The organism is Spiroplasma endosymbiont of Aleiodes alternator (assembly GCF_964031135.1).
Taxonomy (GTDB): domain Bacteria; phylum Bacillota_I; class Bacilli_A; order Mycoplasmatales; family VBWQ01; genus Spiroplasma_E.
Genome location: NZ_OZ035008.1, coordinates 707402 through 726856 on the forward strand (window position 1 = coordinate 707402; position 19455 = coordinate 726856).

A 19455-nucleotide genomic window follows, 5' to 3' on the forward strand; every position below is an offset into this window, starting at 1 on the left:
CCTAAATGTGTTTTATAATAATTATATTCTTTTTCAAAACTATTTTTTCAATTGGTAATTCATTTAATTCTTGAAAATTAGTATTTTGACTAATATCATTTAAATATTGATTTTCTACATATTGATCAGAAAATTGAATGCTTAAAAAAGTTATAATCATAATCATAACTAAAAAGCCTAACCCTAAAACTTGAATAATATTTTTTCTTTGTTCACGCAAATAATTAAAAAATATTTTTACCATATTCCACTAACCTCAGTTGATACTTCAAATTAATTTTATCAATTTAAAAATATTTTTTAAAATTAAAACATTTTAATGTGTAATTTTTTATTTAATAGCAGCAAACCAGATTATATATTATTTAGTTAATGTCATTAATTGTTTATTATTAACGTTTAACTTTCAAGTAATAATGTATGAGACTAAATAAATTAAAATATTTATACTAATCATCAATGCAAAATATCATCAACGAAAAACAATAGGAAATGCGATTTTTGCAAAAGTTGCTAATAAATTAGAAAGTACCATTACTAAAGAAGGAACAATAAAAACAGCAACCAAACTACTCATTACCAATGCCGGTATTATTACCAGAAAGAAATTATAAGAAACTTCTAATGCAGTATAACCTAAACTTCGTAAAATATTAATTAATATTAAATTATCACGAACACTAATATTAGTAACAATAACAATAATGATTAATGATAATATAACACTAAAAATACCAAAAAATGAAATGATTATTTGTAAACTATATTGATTATTCTTCATAATACTACGTAAATTGCTAATATCATACATTGATGATAATGAAGTACTAATACCTTTACTTTCCAAATATCCTGAGTGTGAAATTTGTGCTAAATCAATATTATAATCATTTTTATTGCTAATAATTGGTAAGTAATGTTTAAACTCATTATCAGTAAATTTGCTTAATTTACTATTAGCAAAATTATTTTCTAATAAATCACTTTTACTACCAAACAAAATATCATTAAGCCAAAGTTTAGGCATTACTATTATTTTTGGATCTAATTTATTAATATAATCATAAGCAATACCAATTATATATTTTATTTGATTATCTAATCCTTTATACCTATAAATAACACTATTATTAAGTTGTTCTCCACCATTATAAACATTGGCAACCGAAGGTAAAGCAGAAGTAGCCATTGGAATAAATTGAACAGCACTACTATCTGGATTTTTAATTCCTAATTTTTGAATTAAATGATTACGAATATTAATAAATTGTTTATCTTGCCAATTATTAGAAACTTCCATATCAGCTAAATTTAATTTATTAAAAGTAGAGAAATCACTTATACTAAAATTTAGAGATAAAAAATCACTTAAACTATCATCAATACCATAAGCAGTTCTTGGTGCACTTCAATTTTTAAAAGATTCTTTTGATAAGGTTTGTGTATCATTATCAAAAACAGCACCACGCTGATTAGGAAGTAACAGATTAGTCTTATCAAGTTCTAATTGTGTGTATGGTACTTCATGCTGTTCATCATAAGGAATTAAACCAAAACTTATCATTAAATCAGTATTGTTTTTACCGTTATTATTGGTTAAATAATTAAATAATATTTTATTTTTTTCTAAGAAATCCTTAACTATTGGTGGAATCTTTGATGGATTAGCAGCAATTCACTGTTTTATTTTTAATAATTCACTACCCATAATATAACGATTTTGAACATTAATCATAATTGATTTATTAGGATTAAGAGGATCAAATCGTTTAATTGCCGCTAATAATTCTGGATATAATGAAATTTTGCTTTTAATATTATCAACACTATTAAATTGATACATTAATTTATTTTCGTTATTAATAAAGTTAGTTTTAATATTATCATCAAATTGATAACCATTTTGATAATTAAAATTAGTTCCCGCAAATTGTGAACCTAACATATTATTAACTAAACCACTAGCAGCAACCGCAAAGAATACTAATGTTGCAGCAAAAATACTAGTAAAACACATAATTAATGTTTTACCAAAACTACGTAGTGAAGTAGTAACGGCCAACTTATTACGATAACTAAATCTACCAATCACATATCTTGCAATAAAAGTAAAAGTTGAACTAATATTTATTTTATATTTTTGTTTTGAAATATTATTAGTAATTAAATCTAAGGGTTTACTTCTTAATAAGAATAATACCATTAAAAAACTAATGAAAGTTAAACTAATGATTGGAATAACAAGTAATAAAATAGCGGTAACAATATTAAAGTACCAACCATAACTAATTAAGGCAACAGTACTAATATTAGTAATATAAATTAAATAATGCGCAACTGGAATCGAAATTAAAACACCAATAATAGCAAAAATAATTAAAGGAGCAATAATTGAAATTACTAATGATATACTTAACTGTCAACTTTTATATCCTGTTGCTTTTAAAATTCCAATTAATTTTTTATTACGATCAATCATTTTAAAAGTAATAATAAAAATAATAATAGTAGTCACAATAAAAATCAAAATTAAAAATAAACTAGAAATCTCTTCAATAACATTAATTCTATTATTAATGGAACTAAAAAATCATTCTTGCATACTAGTATAAAATCTAAGATTATTGATATTTAAAGGTGAAACTATTTTATTATAATCAATACCATTATTATAATATTTTGTACTTGCTATATCAGTAGGTGTTTTATAAGTTGCATGAAGATAATTATAAATTCATTCATTGTTTATTTGTGTATTGTTTATTTGTGAATCAATATTTTTAGCCAAATCAGGATTAATACCTAAAAAAAAATCATCAATATTACTGCTAAATGTCTTTAAATCGGATTCAACTTTGCGCATCGTATTACCATTAGTAAAAGCGACAGTATTATTTTTTAAATCAAGTGAATTACCAAAATAACGACCAACAAATGCTGCTAATGAGCTTGTAGCATAACCACGAATAATAAACGTTTGTCCAGCAATTACATAATTTTGACCAATATGTAAATTATTTAGTTCAGCAAAATGTTTGTAAATTAAAATTTCATTATCTTGTAATGGTTTTTCTGTTAAACTTGGGCCACCATCTTTGACAATAATTGCTTTATTAACAATATATTCGGGTCCTGTTTCAATAAAAGTAAAATTTTTACTAGTAATTAATAAATCACGGACCATAACAGCATGTTGTCATTCAATATCTTTATATAACATTCCCATTGACATTATTTCATATAACTTAGCTTCATTTTTAATATCTATTTCACTATAGTTTCGATTAGCATATGACAATTGTCCCTTAAAATTATCGTTATAAAACTGTAAAGCAGCTTCACTAGTAATCATAAAATTTGTTGCATTTTCTGGATGTAATGGATCATATAGATATTGATTAATCATATTAGCATATTGTTCTATCGTTGCTTTATGAGTATCATAAGATGGATAATTAATAGGAATATTAATTTTAAAATCAATATAATTATGGCTAGTATCATTAAAAAGACTATCACCAATAGCAAAATATTCTTTACTACTAGCGTCCCCACCATGAAAAGTAAAACGATATATATCAGGTCTAGTAGCATCTGGTATTGTTAACTGAAAAGTAGCTTTTGCCATCTTTTCTTTATCAATAGTATTATCTTTTTGATAATAATTAATATTATTTAAATAAGAACCAGCTTTATCTTTTTCATTATATTTTCCATCAAAATTAACATATTCTACTGGTGAAAAAAATGTATATTGATTAAATTCATTATGAGCAATATCGTTAACATATTGTTCAAATAAATAATTATTAGAAAAATTTAATGATAAAAAGGCAATAATCATAATCATTACTAAAAAACCTAAACCAAACATTTGTAATAAATTGTTTTTTTGTTCACGAATATAATTACGTAATAATTTAAACATGTTTATCCCTTCTTATGATCACTTATTAATAAATTAGATTTTGACAGTTTTGCTAAAGCTGACTTTGCTGCTTCTTGCTCAGCTTTCTTTTTATTTGTTCCTACTCCTTTCCCCATTAGTATTTTATTATCTAAATACACATGAACAATAAAATAAGTAATATTATCTTTTTTAATTTGTTCCATAGTTTTATAATTAATAGGATCTCTTTTTTCTGCCTGTACTAATTCTTGTAATTTAGTTTTATAATCAATAATTGTTTCTAACTGATTAGTTTTAATTAATTCAAATAAGGTTAAGTCTAAGATTTTTTTCACTGCACTATTTCCTAAATCAAGATATACTGCAGCAAGAAATGATTCAAAAACATCTGATAAAATGCTTTCGCGTTGTTGCCCACCTGTATTTTTTTCACCATTTCCCAAAAATAAATAATCTTGTAATCCTAAAGCAATTGCCACTGCTGCCAATGTTTCTTGTCTAACTGCTTTACTACGTAAACTTGTTAATTGTCCCTCATCTTTATTTGGAAATAAGTGTCAAATGTAAGTTGAAATATTTTCCCCTAAAATCGAATCACCCAAAAATTCTAATCGCTCATATGAATAATCTAAATTATGTTCGTTTGAAAAAGAACGATGAGTAAACGCTTCACGATAATTACGATTAGATTTAATTTTTTCTAAAATACTCGATTTTAAAATATGTTCAATATTAATCATATTTTTCTCCTTAATACTTATTTATAAATTATAATTCTTGAATTTGTTTAGCTATTTTATTAGTAACATCTTGCTCAATAGCATGAATTAAAAGTTTTAAAGTACTATAATAAGATTTTTTATCACTAGATCCATGTGCTTTAAAAGCAATGCCATTAATACCTATTAATTGAGCACCACCTGTATTCTTATAATCAAAAGTCTTTTTAATATTTTTAAAAATACCAATTGATATTAAACCTAAAAATTTAGTTCATAAATTTTTTTTATAACCATTTTTAATTAATGTAAATAATAATGATGCCATGCCTTCAACTGATTTTAAAACAATATTACCTGAATAACCATCACAAATAATAATATTAACATCACCACTTAAAACATTTCGTGGTTCAATATTACCGTGAAAATTTAAAAAACTTAACTTTTCATTTTTTTGTGTTAATTGTTTTAGTTTAGCATATGTTGCTTTAGTTACTTCTGGACCTTTGCTTTCTTCAATACCAATATTTAGTAAACCAATTTTAGGACGTGAAATATTTTGAATAGTTTGACAATAAATATGACCCATTAATGCAAAATTAATTAATTCATCAACAGTGTTTTCAATATTTGCTCCAACATCCAATAATACTACTTGTCGATCTTTTATTAAAGTAGGCATAATTGGCATGAATGCCGGACGTTTAATGCCTTTGATTTCGCCTAATAAAAAATGACAAGCACCAAGATAGGCAGCAGTTGAACCCGAAGTTAGAATCCCATCTGCTTTTTTATTTTTAACTAACTGAATAGCTTGATTCATAGAAGAATCAGTCATTCTAATACCAGCGAGTGGACCATCATTCATAGTTATTACTTGGGTTGTTGCTAGTATTGTTATTCTTGATGATAATGGCTTATTTTTTAATAAAATCTGCAAGTTTCCATTAATTTGTTTTTCATCACCAAATAAACAAATTTCAACGTTTTTGAATTCTTTAATAACTTCTAACGCTGCAGCAATAGCGGGCAAACTACCATGGTCTGAACCCATTACATCAAAAGCAATTTTCATAGTTCCTCCTAAAAACAAAAAATAATTTAAGAAACCTTAAATAATATTATATTATAATTATTGATAGTTTAATTATACGTTAATTTTTTTAATTCCTTAAGATTAACAATCCAACTAATACTGCATTTATTTATTTATTTTTAAATATGAATATTTCATTATTTGCTAGTAAAAAGTTAAAAAACAATTTATCTCTAATTATTTTGATATTGATTTTCTAAATTTGTTTTTATTTACACCAGTTTTTTTTAAAGACCAAAACTCTTTTATTTATTTTATTAATAAAAAAAACTTTAACAGCAAAAAACTAATATAAATATAAAAATATCTTATCATAATTTTACTAAAATCAAAAATAATCAAAGAATTAAAAAAATATTAAATTGATTATTATTCATAAAAAATAAAAATAAAGTTAATTAAAAATAATTTTTATGTCAATATCGAGTGAAAATTTCCCAAAAATATTTATCAAAAAATAAATTATTTTGAAAAGTTATACTGTTAAATAAACATAAACATAAATTCCAAATAAATTCTTTTCTAGATAAAAATAGAAATAAAGTTTTTTAATTTTTTAAAATTTTTTGTATAATTAATTTAATTAAGTAACACAATTCACCGCAAGATAATTTATTAATTATTTTGTTTTTTTATGTTATGATTATTTTATTAACAAAATATATAAAATTATCCTGAATTGTAAAATTAAAAAGGACATTTATATAAAAATTAAATTGTGTTAATTCTATAATTAAGAAAAGAAAGGAATTAGCACAATGTATAAGTATCTGACTATTGAATCAATAATAGCAATAAAAGAATATAAAAGTTATGAATTTTCAATTCGTAAAATAGCAAAAGCTGTTGATTATAGTAAATCAACTGTACATAGAGTTTGTAGATTATTAAATCAAAACTTATTACCATTAGAAATATTGAATCAAATTCAAAAAAAGAAGCAAAATGCAGGTAGAAAATTAATAATTTTAACTTTAACAGAAATTAATACTATTAATTATTTGTTAATTACTAAAAATTATGCGCTTGATATAATTGCTAATTTTTTGGGAGCGTCGAAGAGGGACTTTCCAGCAATCTGTGTAACTTAGTGATTTTACAACTAAAATTTATTTAAAAAACACAGTTTTTAGGAAAGTCCCATTATATTGCAATTTCTTGTTTTTAAATTTGAGATAACTTTGATTGATATACGATTGTTGAAGTTTGATTTTCACTGTTTGCACTGAGTTTTCATTGTTCAAAAATTGAATCAAAATCATAATCTAAACTTGATTTTAACTTTAAATATTTTCCTACATTATCAACCCTTTTTTGTCCTTTTGATTCGATTTTATCTTCTAAATCATGTATATTTAATTTTTTAATATATGGAATTATTTTATATTTCTTTTTTAAATTTTCATTTAATGTTTTTAGATATATTTCTAGTTTTTCTATTTCTTCTTTAAGATTTTTTTCAGTATTTATTATATTATCTAATTCTTTATTATCTTTAATTTTACCCTCTAATTTTTTGATTTCAGAATAATAAAATTCATAAATTGGTGAATTAGGATTAACTTTAAACATTTTTTCTTTTCTCCTTTGAATAAATAATAAAAAACTCATTTATTTTAAGATAAAATAACGAGTTAAAAACTTATATAATTTCTGTATAAATTAATTATACAAAAAATTTTAAAAAACCTGAATTGTAAATATAAATGGGACAAATGGGACAGTTTTTAAAATAATTGTATTAAGTCTATTGGGCTTTTATAAGATAGTGATTTTCTGGGTGTAGAATTAATCTGAAATGCTATAGCATTTAAGTCTTTTTGTTTATATAAAGATAGATCTGTAGATTTTGATAAATATCTTCTTAAAATACCATTATTATTTTCATTTAAACCTCTTTGACAAGGTTTGCCAGGATCTGCAAAATAAATCTTAACATTGCAAATTTTTTCGATTAATTTTCATTTACTAAATTCTTTACCACGATCAAAAGTAATAGTTTTAACTGTTCCTTTTTGTAACTTTGAAATAAATTTTATTATACTTTTTGTAATATTTTCTGCTTTATGATTTTTAGAAACTAAAGGAATTGTGGTTTTTGATCATATATCAGCTAAAGTAATAATAGAACTTTTATGATCTTTACCAATGATAGTATCACCCTCTAAATGACCAAATTCTTGTATATTTTTAATATTAGGAATGATTAAATTTCTTTCATGAATAGATTTACAATTATTAATTCGTCCTCTAGTTTCTTTTCGTTTATGAGGTTTATTTTTTCCTTTTCTCAATAAGTTATTTTCATCAAAACCCATTCGATTTGTTTTAAACATGTTATATAAAGTTTTTGTTGAAATACTTTTTATTTTATTTTCCTTTAAAAAATTAGCAATTATATCAAGCGCATAATTTTTAGTAATTAACAAATAATTAATAGTATTAATTTCTGTTAAAGTTAAAATTATTAATTTTCTACCTGCATTTTGCTTCTTTTTTTGAATTTGATTCAATATTTCTAATGGTAATAAGTTTTGATTTAATAATCTGCAAACTCTATGTACAGTTGATTTACTATAATCAACAGCTTTTGCTATTTTACGAATTGAAAATTCATAACTTTTATATTCTTTTATTGCTATTATTGATTCAATAGTCAGATACTTATACATTGTGCTAATTCCTTTCTTTTCTTAATTATAGAATTAACACAATTTAATTTTTATATAAATGTCCTTTTTAATTTTACAATTCAGGAAATTAAAAAACTTTATTTCTATTTTTATCTAGAAAAGAATTTATTTGGAATTTATGTTTATGTTTATTTAACAGTATAACTTTTCAAAATAATTTATTTTTTGATAAATATTTTTGGGAAATTTTCACTCGATATTGACAATAAAAATAAAAAATTGTCATTATTTAGAAATTAAATTAAAATCCTTTGTTATTCTTAGCGCTCTTTTGTCTTAAATTACTTAAAAAATTTAAAAAAGTTGATATTAAAATAGTACTTACTAAAAATGCTGTAATTCCTAAAAAAAATAGAATTCAACCAATTTTATATGGATTTAACTGATCATATGGAAAAGGTGTAAAAGCTTCTTGTTCTGGTGAAAGAAAATTAATTAGCATTATTACTCGTAATGAAACATAAAATAAATAAATTAAAATAACAATTAAATTATATCAACAATATTTTAAAAAATATTGCTTTGTGGAAATATTTATTTGTCTAAAAAAGAAATAATAAAAAATAACAATTATTGGAACTAAGATGTGTTCTAAAATTGACTTTAAGATTTTATATCAAGTATTAAAACCAACAATATTATTAGGACTAATTATCATTGTTAGATTAAATGGGACTTTCCTAAAAACTGTGTTTTTTAAATAAATTTTAGTTGTAAAATCACTAAGTTACACAGATTGCTGGAAAGTCCCGATTAAATATAATAAAAGTTCCCAAATTTAATGTAGTAATATGAGTTAAATAATTTTTACCTGTTATTCATGTTGGCATATTTTTAGTATGACAATTAATTCAATTTAATATACCATAAATTGAAGTCGATAAGGCAATTCAAACTGAGAAATAAATTGATTGATTAATAATAGAAAAATCAAAATTTTCAGTAGAATGACCATATTCTGGGTCTGGTTGAATTGTTGAAAATAATAAATTTAATATTACACAAAATAATGGAATAATTGTAAAAAAAATTAAAAAACAATATTTAATTTTTTCATCTTTATATTTTTTGTTTGTTTGCATGATTTAAAATAATCCTTTTTATTAGTTTTGATTTTATTTAATTTTTAATTAATTTAAATAACTGATCAGCAATTTGTAGATGAGCTCATTTATTAGGATGTATATAATCAAAGAAAAAATTATTATTAATTGTTAATGGTTTTGTATTATTAACATATTTTGGTTTTTTATTTAATAAAATCTCTTTTCAATTTCAAACAATAGATTCATTAGTAATATTTTTACCCATTAGTTTCGCTTGATTTAAAATTTTATTAAAATATGTTTCCAAATCAAATAATTTTATATTGATTTTTTGATTATTTTTTATCAAAATTTTTGATTTTATTTTTCAAAGAATATTGAATTTTTTTGCTAAATTATAAGCAATAAATTTAGTATTTTTTGAACCATTAACATATTGTGGAATTTTACTAATATCTGGACAATTAGATATTAGTAAATTATAAGCTCCAGCATTAATTAACTTCTGAATTGCGTTAAATTCATTGTTTATAGATTTTTTAATTAATAATTCTGAATTGCATGATGGTAATTTATCTAGTATAGTAGTTAAATCATTACCCCCTATTTCAATAAAAATATAATCATTTTTTTGGATTTTATGTTCTTTTATTAGTTTTTCTGCTTGATGAACAATATTAAAATGATTTAAAAATATTTTATATTGTCAATCATTTTCATCTTTAGAGTGAGCGCCAGCCACAGCATAGTTATTACCATTTTGATATCAAGCTGGTATTAATTTTGTTCCTAGTTTTTTTGCTAAAATACTAGCGGCAACATCACCATTACTAAATGAGTTATGATAAAAAGGTGTTTGAAATTTTATTTTATACAAGTTTAATAAATTATGATTAATAATATTTGGTAAATTACCATTATCTGATAAACTATCACCTAAGACATATAATTCACTATTTGTATAAAAATTATTATTTATTTTTATTTGTTGGCTTGTTTTGCTTGTTATATTTGTTGTTAATAAACTTAATTTTTCTATTTCTATTCCAATTATTAAAAATATTAATGTTTTTAAAATTAATTTCATTTTTTTCCTTTCAAAAGAAAACTTATTTAGGCTTTTATCCTTTTATGTACTTTTTTAAAATTTTATCACAAATTTTATTAAAATCAGATAATTACAACTTCTTTTTTGATTTTGAAAATTAGCATAAACTAAATATAGTTTATGCTAATTTTTTATCAAATTTTATAAATTAAACAATCTTTTTTAAAAAAAGATTGCAAATAAAAATTTGGAACTAAAATTTCAGGGGTATTTGGAATTAACGTTTATTTAACAGTTTAACTTTCCAAAATTTTTTACTTTTTTTGATAAATTATTTTGGGAAATTTTCACTCGATATTGACACAAATTCAAAAAAAATTAAACCACAATTACCAATAACAACATCTCTTGCTGAAATATTACTAAATAATAATGAAAAACTTGTTGGTACTATTACTAGTGATCAGTATCTTAATAAAGATAACAAACAAGTACCATTATATAAACTAATTAAAACTTCAGAACCAAATAAAAAAATAAACATTAAAGCAATAAATTCTATTAAAAATGACAAACAACCAATAACAATTCTAAATAAAGCCAATTCACAATCAATATAAAAATAAAATAAAATTATTAAAGATTGAAATTGAAATTTTTAATAATTTTATTTTTTATTATTTAATTCAAAGTTTATGTTTACATTAACTACTAAAATTTATTTTCTTCTTATTTTATAGTATGATTTACCTATAAACTTAATTTTTTATTATAAAGGAGAAATAATAATGAATGTACTAAAAACATATGAGATTTGAAAAAAGCAAAACTTACCACAACACTTAAAAAAACAATTAACTACAATGTCTAAAAATGAAATTGAAGATGCTTTTACTACAACTTTAGAATTTGGTACAGCTGGCATGCGTGGTATTACTGGAGTTGGTACCGGCAGAATTAATGAAATTATTATTATGAAGGCAACTGTCGCATTTATTCAATATTTAAAATCTGCCTTTTCTGAAAAAGACTTACTTCGTGGTGTTATTATTGCTCATGATAATCGTCACTTTTCAGCAGAATTTACAATGTTAACAGCAAAAACTTTAGCTAAACATAAAATTCCTGTTTTTTTATTTAAAAATAATGATTTAAGACCAACACCAGTACTTTCATATAGTATTAGAAAAGTTAATGCTCTTGCTGGAATTGTTATTACAGCCAGTCATAATCCTCCTGAATATAATGGTTATAAAATTTATGATCAATATGGCTGTCAATTTCTTCCTAATGTTACCAATATAATTAGCAATAAAATGGAACAATTGACTGATGATTTTCAATTAACATTCGATTATGATACTAACCTAATTAAAGAAGTGCCTTCAACAGTAGAAGATAATTATCGTGACGATATTAAAAATTTACAGTTTTATCCACAAGTTAAAAATCGTAACTTTAAAATTGTATTTTCTAATCTACACGGTACTAGTCGTGAATGAGTTAAACCAATTTTAGAACAATGCGGTTATGAAATTATTTTAGTAACAGAGCAAGCTAACTATGATCCTGATTTTAAAGGTGTAGTGTCGCCCAATCCCGAAGTAAAACCAACATTTGATTTAGCAATTAAACATGCTAAAAAACATGATGCACCATTAATTATTTTAAATGATCCTGATGCTGATCGCATTGGTATTGCTGTAAAACATAATAATAATTATGTATTATTAACAGGTAATGAAACAGCACCAATTTTATTAGAATATTTATTAAGCCATTATCAACTTAATAAAACAATGCCAAAAAATCCTGTTATGTACAATACATTTGTTACTTCAAATTTATCTGATATGATTGCTAAATCATATGGATGTCAAGTTATTAAAACGTTAACTGGTTTTAAATGAATTGGTGCAGAAATGCTAAAAGAAAAAGCACGTAACATTAACTTTGTTTTTGGTTTTGAAGAAGCATATGGTTATGTTATTAAAGATATTACTCGTGACAAAGATGGTATTCAATCAGCAATAGTAGCAGCAGAAGCGGCTTGATATTATCAAAAGTCACAAAAAACATTAGTTGATGTTTTAGAAAATATTTATCAAAAATTTGGATATTATTACTGTTATACTGTTAATCTTATTTTAAAAGGCAAAACAGGACAAAATACTATTAATAATATGTTAGAAACATTAAGAACTAGTAAAATACCAACACTTAATAATATTAAAACAATTAAAGTTGAAGATTATCAAACTGGTTTACATGGAATGCCATCACAAAATTTACTAAAATTTTACTTCAGTGATGGTTCATGAGTTGCTGTTAGACCTAGTGGAACTGAGCCAAAAATTAAATTCTATTTTGTTTGTGTTGATAAAACCATTAATGATGCAAAATTAAAAATGAGAAAAATGTATGAAGAATTAGCTATCAAATATCTAAATATCAAAGATATAAAATGATAGAAAGGAACTAAAAAATGACTGTAATTAAAGATATTAAACCTAATAATGTTTTAAGTTTAGTAGTAATTATTAATCGAGTAATTCAAGGTGTTGCTTCTAACAATACTAATTATTTAAACTTACAATTACAAGATAAAACTGGGACAATTTCAGCAAGAATTTGAGACGTAAGCAAAGAAACTATTGAACAATTAACAATAGGACAAGTAATTAAAATTGAAGCAAATAGCATTAATTATAATAATGAAATACAACTAAAAATTAATAATTGAACTATTATTACTAATCCTAGTGAATATTATGATTTATTACTTACACAAGCACCAATTAATATTATTGAAGCATGAACTGAAATTAGTCAAACAATAAAGGAATTTAAAAATCCAATTTTAAAAAAAGTATTAATCCAATGTTTTAATAAAAAAAATATTGATGATTATAAAAAGTGACCAGCAGCAGTTAAAATGCATCATGCTGTTCAAAGCGGTTTATTATGACACTCAGTAACAATGTTAAGAATGGCAAAACAAGTAGTAGCACTTTATAATGATCGTAATATTAATAGTGAACTATTATATGCAGGAATCATTATGCATGATTATGGAAAAATGGTTGAATTAAATAATAATCCTATTAGTTCATATACACTATCAGGTAAAATGATTGGTCATATTTCATTAGGTGCAATGCAAGTTACACTTGCTTGTAAGGAATTAAATATTAACTTAGACGAAGAAATCGTAGTTTTATTACAGCATCTAATATTAGCTAGTCATGGTAAATATGAATATGGTTCACCTGTCTTACCAAAAACAATAGAAGCTGAAATTTTACATCATTTAGATAACTTAGATGCAAAGATCTATGCAATTGATGAAGCATTGGTTAATATTAATGTTGGTGAATCAACTGCTCGTATTGCAAGTATTGAAAATAGAATGTTCTATAAACATCAAAATTTAAAAGAAAAAAATAAAAAAGTTTAAATAATAAAAACTCTCTTTTAATTAAAAGAGAGTTTATTTTTTATCATAAATTTTAATAAATTAATTTATATTTATTTTTATAGGAAAAAAATAACCAGTTTCTGTATTACCATAAAAAATCAATACATTTGCTTCTTTATCTGATTCTTTATCTTTAAATCAATCATTAGGTACTGGCTTTTCATTTTTATCATAAATTTCATTTTCATTTCTAAGCTTATTAAAATCAATTTTTTCTTTATACATACCTTTTAATAAAACTTTAACAGCTAATTCTGAATTTTTTTGTAATTTTTTTAATTTATTTATAACATCTGTTACTGCTTCTTGTTTATTCATTGTTTCTTTAGTTGAAGTTGCTGGTGCTCATGAAGCGAATGGCAAAGTTGTCTTTGCAAAATAATTTTGCATATCAATATCTGAAATAATTGTTTGTTTAGTTATATCAATCATTGTTGAACCTTGATAATTTGGATCATTTGAATTACTACTTATTTTGACAACTATTTTAGATACTTTTTCAAGTTCTTGTTTATTGTTTGTTATTTCTTCATTATTTTCGTTATAAAATTGAAGTTGATAACCAGCAGCTAATGGTGTTGACTTAAATTCATCAAAACTATTTATATTACTAATTAATTCTTTATAACTTTTACTTGGATTAGCAATAATGTCTAAACCAGTTAATTGAGTAATAGTACTTAAATCAGTTTTATCAGATTGTTCTTTTATATTTATTTTAATTGGTGCTGTTGAACCTTGATAATTCAAATCATTACTATTGCTAGTAATAACTATATATAAATCACCAACTTTTTGTAATTTAGCAGTTATATCATTTTTAGCTTCTTTATCACTAAAATATTTAATTACAGGGTTACCTAACTTTGGATTTAAGTTTTTAACTTCTATTGTATTATTTATTAATGTATCTAATTTTTTATTACTTTTATTAACATCTACAGTAATATTTGTTGTTAGTTTAGTAATTTTATCTTTTAATTCTGTTTTTTGTGTTGTGTTATTATCACAAGCAACAACTGATAATGGTATTGGTGTTGATATTGTTAAGATCGATAATAATTTTACTAAGTTTTTCATTTTTTACCTCGCTTAAAAATAATAAGTTAATTTAAAAACCAATAAAGATTTTGAATTAATAATATATGAAAACCAAATATTTTACAATATAACTTTAATATGCAAAAATACTTGTAAATTAAGTTATTTTTTAAAAAATTTCTTTTCTTTTTTATATATTTTAAAATTATTTTTTAATTAAAAATTATAATTATCTATTACTAGTAAAGAAAATGTGATATTATATTATTAAAATTTAATATAAGTTTTTGACCTATTTACTTTATTTCAAAATAAATAGGTTTTTTGTTTTAATTTAGAAAAGGAAGATAAAGAAATGCCTAAAAATAAATTTTTAACAGCTATTGAAGAAGGTGACTTACAAACAGTTAAAACTTTAACAGCTAATTCTGATAACAATAAGTTCGATATGGAGGGTGCCTTAATAACAGCCGCTGATTATGGTCACATTGAAATAGTTCAATTTTTAATAGAAAATAATACTGATATCAATCATATAAATAGTACAAAAGATACTGCTTTAATGTTAGCTGCCGAACAAGGTCAGACAGAAATAGTTAATCTTTTAATAACAAACGGTGCTAATGTTAATCATATAAATAACACAAAAGATACTGCTTTAACACTTTCTATTGAACAAGGTCATGAAAATATAGTTAAAATTTTAATAACAAACGGTCCTAATGTTAATTATATAAATAAAGATTGAACATCTAGAATAAAGTAGACACAGAATTGTAACCTTTGTGTTAAAAATACTTTAAGGAAGGTGTTCATTTTTTTATGGCTAAATGACTATCAAAAGAAGAAAAGTTAAAAATAATAAAAATAAGTAAAATTAAAACAATTGATAAAACCGCATTAGAGTATGGTATTGGTCGATCATCAATAAAAGAATGAATTAAAGCATATAAATTATTAGGTGAAAAAGGTTTAAAATATGGCAATGGAATTCGTGCTAAAAAAACCAAAAGAACAGGTCGACCCAAATCTTTAAATTTTAATGAAATGACAAAACAAGAATTAATTGAATATATTGAGGCAATGAACGATATAAAAAAGTATTTAGAAAAATCGGTAATGTTTAGTAATCTGTGTAACTTACAAAAATAACTATGTTTAATGAATTCTAGTAAATATAATTAAATGACTAGAAAGAGTGAGTTACAGATGGCTAAAAAGCAAAATATTAATAATAATGATCCAATATCAAAAGCAGTAGATTTATTATTAGAAAATACTGAAGATTTAACAACAGTTTTTAAAGAGGGAGGATTGTATAAAGAATTAACAAAAAGATTAGTAGAAAAAATGTTGAATTCTGAGATGCAAAATTATTTAGGATATGATAAGAATCAACATAGTAATAGTGACAATGCTCGTAATGGTATAAGTTCAAAAAAATTAATAACTCAACAAGGTAAAATTGAGATTGATGTACCACGAGATCGCAATAGTAATTTTAATCCTGTAATAGTTGCAAAAAGACAAAGAAGATTTGATGGTTTTGATCAACAAGTTCTTTCTTTATATGCAAAAGGTATGACATTATCAGATATTAGAATGCAATTACAAGAGTTATATCATGGTGCTGATATTAGTGAAAGTGTTATTAGTCAAATTACTGATGATGTTATTGATGATGTAAAAGCATGGCAAAATCGACCATTAGAAAGTGTCTATCCGATTGTTTATTTTGATTGCATAATAGTGAAACTACGACAAGATAAAAGGATTATTAATAAATGAGTTTATATAGCTTTAGGAGTTGATTTAGAAGGTAAAAAAGATGTTTTAGGTTTATGAATTAGTGAAAATGAAGGTGCTAAATTTTGATTAGCAAATTTAACAGAAATGAAAAATCGTGGCTTAAATGATATTCTTATTGCCTGCAGTGATAATTTAACAGGCATGTCAGAAGCAATACAATCAGTTTATCTTAAAACAGAACATCAATTATGCATAGTTCATCAAATTAGAAATAGTTTGAAATATGTCTCATATAAGCATAGAAAATCTCTAGTTGCAGATTTAAAACCAATTTATACTGCATGTAGTGAAGAACAAGCAATGCAGGCTTTAGAATCCTTTGAAAATAAGTGAAATAAACAATATCCTCAAATTGCTAAATCTTGATATAAAAATTGAGATAATTTAATTGTTTTTATTAGTTATCCTGCAGAAATTAAAAGAGTGATTTATACAACAAATGCTATTGAATCTGTAAATAGTCAATTACGAAAAGTTATCAGAAATAAAAAAGTTTTTCCTAATGATATGGCAGTTTTTAAAATATTTTATTTAGCAATTGAAAATATAACAAAAAAATGAACAATGCCCATTCAAAATTGAAATACAGCAATTGCTCATTTTATGATAAAATTTGAAGATAGAATTAATCTAAACTAGTACTTTGTAAAACAAAGATACACAGATTACATAAAAGCCTCAAAATTTAATAAAAGGTTACTTTTATTGTCCACTTTTCTTGACAAGTTCACTTTTGGGTCTTTTGGTTTTTTAACTATAAATTCAATTCTTGTTGAATTAACCATTTCGATAGGAAAAAAACTTGCCCATGGACTATTTGATTGTTTAAAAAATTCTATAAATTCTGGTGCTTCTACTAATTTTTCGGTATTATCTAAATTTTGTTTGAATGGTACTGCCATTTTTTATTTTCCTTCCTTATAATTTATTTTTATTTTTATAATCCAATAAAGAATTTTTTATTGAATTTGGTTGATTTGTTATTATTGTTTGTGGTTTGCCACCTGTATTAATTGTTTCTTTAAATATTGGTTGTTCTTTAATCATTTTTTTAATAGTTTCTTCAATTTTTGAATTTTCTAAATTATTAGTTTTAAATTTTAAAAAATCATAAAATTCATTTTTAACTTGATATTTTTTAAATATATTAATTATTTCTTTTTCTTTAATTTCTTGATTAAGTTTATTTAGCTTATTTTCTGCTTCATTAACTTTATTTTCTATTTCTTGTGAAGAATCATTATTTTCAGTTAAAGGTTCAGTTGTTTGTTGAACATTATTTTCATTTTCTAACATTTAGATCACCACTTTATTATTTATTTTCTTTATTAATTTTTTCATTTAACTTTGCTAATTTTTTTTGATGTTTAATAATTTTATTATTTGCTCTAACATGTTTTGGAGTTGTGATAAATCTTTTTAATAAAACAATAATTTCTCTGCAAATTAATGTTCCAACACTTGTTCCAATAATTATTAATTCATGTAAAAATTCTTTCATTTGAATATTTTCCTTTCAACTATTTATTTTTAATTTTTAATTATTCATCAAATTGACCACCATTAATTTTTTCAATCATTGATTGTGAATTACTTATAATTTCTACTAATACAGATATTTCTTTATTGAATTCTTCTATTCTTTCTTTATATGTTTTTATTTCCTGATTATAATATTCAATTATTTTTTCTTTATTCATAAATTATTCACCTCCTTTATAAATTCATGTGATTATAATCTCAATTTAATGAAGCATTATCATGATTTAATGGTACTTCTCTCATATTATCACTACCATATTGACTAGTTGTTTCACTATTAATTGTGAATCTATTATCATTTACTAATCTTGCAGTTTCATCATTAAATGATGTTTCTTGCATTTCTTCATTATGATGTGTAGTTTCTATAGGTAGTAAATTATGGATTATTTCACTTGCACCAGCAATTATGGTAGGTACTGCATAAGCATTATTAAAATCATTATTTATCCCCATTGCAACACCACTTGAAATTAAACAACCACCAGTAGTCATATTTGCTATTTTACGTATAGTTTCAAATTTATTAGGTATTAACTCAGTTAATCCACTAATAAGATTTGAAATACCATAAGCATTTAAACTAATATATGTATCTCAATCCATTAATGACTGATTTTCTTGTTTATTTAATAGTAATCATGGAGGACCTTCTGTTGTAGTTGTAGTAATTATTGGAGTTGGTGTTGTAGGAATAATAGGACTAATATTATTTTCTGTTCATTTACTATAATTTACTAAACCAATTGTTCCTAAACCTAATAATATTTTTTTAGAACTATTAATTAATTTAGTTTTAGTATTTGGCATTTGATTTAAATTTCATATATCTAAACCTAATTTTTTACCAAATAATAAACTATTAATTGAACCTAATAGTGGGTCTTTTAAATATTGACCATAATAAGCACTTGTACCAATCATTGCACAAATAGGACTTATACCAGTTCTAATTAATTTAGTAAAAGTATAATTTGATTGATTTTCTATATTTGGCATTTTATTCGGTAATGTTTAGTAATCTGTGTAACTTACAAAAATAACTATGTTTAATTAATTCTAGTAAATAT

At 23.1% G+C, this 19455-nt stretch carries 21 protein-coding genes and 1 pseudogene; 7 read left to right on the plus strand and 15 right to left on the minus strand.

Going from position 1 to position 19455, the window contains the following annotated elements:
- Window position 1: 1 nt before the first annotated feature.
- The 4 genes from ACQH20_RS04185 to plsX form a co-directional block, all read right to left on the minus strand.
- A complete protein-coding gene (locus tag ACQH20_RS04185; protein WP_425376622.1) occupies window positions 2-244 on the minus strand; it encodes a hypothetical protein in 243 nt (80 codons plus the stop codon).
- 117 nt (window positions 245-361) lie between these two features.
- Window positions 362-3928 (minus strand): ABC transporter permease, encoded by a 3567-nt coding sequence (locus ACQH20_RS04190; RefSeq protein ID WP_425376623.1) that lies wholly within the window; start codon window positions 3926-3928, stop codon window positions 362-364.
- A 2-nt stretch (window positions 3929-3930) separates the two neighbouring features.
- The gene (gene rnc, locus ACQH20_RS04195) at window positions 3931-4650 is read right to left on the minus strand and encodes a ribonuclease III (protein ID WP_174481262.1); all 720 of its coding nucleotides are present in this window, start codon (window positions 4648-4650) and stop codon (window positions 3931-3933) included.
- A 28-nt stretch (window positions 4651-4678) separates the two neighbouring features.
- Window positions 4679-5707 (minus strand): phosphate acyltransferase PlsX, encoded by a 1029-nt coding sequence (gene plsX, locus ACQH20_RS04200; RefSeq protein ID WP_425376624.1) that lies wholly within the window; start codon window positions 5705-5707, stop codon window positions 4679-4681.
- Window positions 5708-6486: 779 nt separating this feature from the next.
- Between plsX and ACQH20_RS04205 the strand changes: the two are divergent.
- Window positions 6487-6789: pseudogene (locus ACQH20_RS04205) on the plus strand (helix-turn-helix domain-containing protein); the annotation flags it as partial.
- 103 nt (window positions 6790-6892) lie between these two features.
- On the opposite strand, the gene ACQH20_RS04210 reads toward ACQH20_RS04205, so the two are convergent.
- The 5 genes from ACQH20_RS04210 to ACQH20_RS04230 all read right to left on the minus strand — a co-directional run bounded on the left by ACQH20_RS04210 (window position 6893) and on the right by ACQH20_RS04230 (window position 10554).
- Window positions 6893-7300 carry a hypothetical protein gene (locus tag ACQH20_RS04210; protein ID WP_425376625.1) on the minus strand — a complete coding sequence of 136 codons (408 nt, stop codon included), beginning with the start codon at window positions 7298-7300 and terminating at the stop codon, window positions 6893-6895.
- Between the two features lie 155 nt (window positions 7301-7455).
- The gene (locus tag ACQH20_RS04215) at window positions 7456-8400 is read right to left on the minus strand and encodes an IS30 family transposase (protein ID WP_425376626.1); all 945 of its coding nucleotides are present in this window, start codon (window positions 8398-8400) and stop codon (window positions 7456-7458) included.
- A gap of 262 nt (window positions 8401-8662) precedes the next feature.
- Window positions 8663-8863 carry a hypothetical protein gene (locus ACQH20_RS04220; protein WP_425376627.1) on the minus strand — a complete coding sequence of 67 codons (201 nt, stop codon included), beginning with the start codon at window positions 8861-8863 and terminating at the stop codon, window positions 8663-8665.
- A 280-nt stretch (window positions 8864-9143) separates the two neighbouring features.
- Window positions 9144-9503, minus strand: coding sequence for a hypothetical protein (locus tag ACQH20_RS04225; protein ID WP_425376628.1), 360 nt, complete (start codon window positions 9501-9503; stop codon window positions 9144-9146).
- A 37-nt stretch (window positions 9504-9540) separates the two neighbouring features.
- Window positions 9541-10554, minus strand: coding sequence for an SGNH/GDSL hydrolase family protein (locus ACQH20_RS04230; RefSeq protein WP_425376629.1), 1014 nt, complete (start codon window positions 10552-10554; stop codon window positions 9541-9543).
- A gap of 284 nt (window positions 10555-10838) precedes the next feature.
- On the opposite strand from ACQH20_RS04230, the gene ACQH20_RS04235 reads away from it, so the two are divergent.
- From ACQH20_RS04235 to ACQH20_RS04245, 3 genes are all read left to right on the plus strand, one after another.
- Window positions 10839-11135, plus strand: a complete 297-nt coding sequence (locus ACQH20_RS04235; protein ID WP_425376630.1) for a hypothetical protein — start codon at window positions 10839-10841, stop codon at window positions 11133-11135.
- A gap of 168 nt (window positions 11136-11303) precedes the next feature.
- Window positions 11304-12986: a phospho-sugar mutase gene (locus ACQH20_RS04240; RefSeq protein WP_425376631.1), complete on the plus strand. Its 1683-nt coding sequence runs from the start codon at window positions 11304-11306 to the stop codon at window positions 12984-12986.
- Window positions 12987-13000: 14 nt separating this feature from the next.
- Window positions 13001-13972 carry a 3'-5' exoribonuclease YhaM family protein gene (locus tag ACQH20_RS04245; protein WP_338957759.1) on the plus strand — a complete coding sequence of 324 codons (972 nt, stop codon included), beginning with the start codon at window positions 13001-13003 and terminating at the stop codon, window positions 13970-13972.
- A gap of 60 nt (window positions 13973-14032) precedes the next feature.
- On the opposite strand, the gene ACQH20_RS04250 is transcribed toward ACQH20_RS04245, so the two are convergent.
- Window positions 14033-15073, minus strand: coding sequence for a hypothetical protein (locus tag ACQH20_RS04250; protein ID WP_425376632.1), 1041 nt, complete (start codon window positions 15071-15073; stop codon window positions 14033-14035).
- Between the two features lie 316 nt (window positions 15074-15389).
- Between ACQH20_RS04250 and ACQH20_RS04255 the strand changes: the two genes are divergently transcribed.
- The 3 genes from ACQH20_RS04255 to ACQH20_RS04265 are packed head-to-tail and all read left to right on the plus strand — an operon-like array spanning window position 15390 to window position 17482.
- Window positions 15390-15800 (plus strand): ankyrin repeat domain-containing protein, encoded by a 411-nt coding sequence (locus tag ACQH20_RS04255; protein WP_425376633.1) that lies wholly within the window; start codon window positions 15390-15392, stop codon window positions 15798-15800.
- Between the two features lie 56 nt (window positions 15801-15856).
- Window positions 15857-16186, plus strand: a complete 330-nt coding sequence (locus ACQH20_RS04260; RefSeq protein WP_425376634.1) for a hypothetical protein — start codon at window positions 15857-15859, stop codon at window positions 16184-16186.
- Window positions 16187-16243: 57 nt separating this feature from the next.
- The gene (locus ACQH20_RS04265) at window positions 16244-17482 is read left to right on the plus strand and encodes an IS256 family transposase (RefSeq protein ID WP_425377582.1); all 1239 of its coding nucleotides are present in this window, start codon (window positions 16244-16246) and stop codon (window positions 17480-17482) included.
- 26 nt (window positions 17483-17508) lie between these two features.
- Here the strand turns inward: ACQH20_RS04265 and ACQH20_RS04270 are convergent, their stop codons facing one another.
- Genes ACQH20_RS04270 through ACQH20_RS04290 form a run of 5 tightly spaced genes read right to left on the minus strand, consistent with a single transcriptional unit; the run spans window position 17509 to window position 19384 of the window.
- Window positions 17509-17745 carry a hypothetical protein gene (locus ACQH20_RS04270; protein ID WP_425376635.1) on the minus strand — a complete coding sequence of 79 codons (237 nt, stop codon included), beginning with the start codon at window positions 17743-17745 and terminating at the stop codon, window positions 17509-17511.
- A 16-nt stretch (window positions 17746-17761) separates the two neighbouring features.
- A complete protein-coding gene (locus tag ACQH20_RS04275; RefSeq protein WP_425376636.1) occupies window positions 17762-18139 on the minus strand; it encodes a hypothetical protein in 378 nt (125 codons plus the stop codon).
- A 16-nt stretch (window positions 18140-18155) separates the two neighbouring features.
- Window positions 18156-18344, minus strand: a complete 189-nt coding sequence (locus tag ACQH20_RS04280; protein ID WP_174480113.1) for a hypothetical protein — start codon at window positions 18342-18344, stop codon at window positions 18156-18158.
- Window positions 18345-18384: 40 nt separating this feature from the next.
- Window positions 18385-18543 (minus strand): hypothetical protein, encoded by a 159-nt coding sequence (locus ACQH20_RS04285; RefSeq protein ID WP_425376637.1) that lies wholly within the window; start codon window positions 18541-18543, stop codon window positions 18385-18387.
- Window positions 18544-18559: 16 nt separating this feature from the next.
- Window positions 18560-19384, minus strand: a complete 825-nt coding sequence (locus ACQH20_RS04290) for a hypothetical protein (protein ID WP_425376638.1) — start codon at window positions 19382-19384, stop codon at window positions 18560-18562.
- Window positions 19385-19455 lie beyond the last annotated feature (71 nt).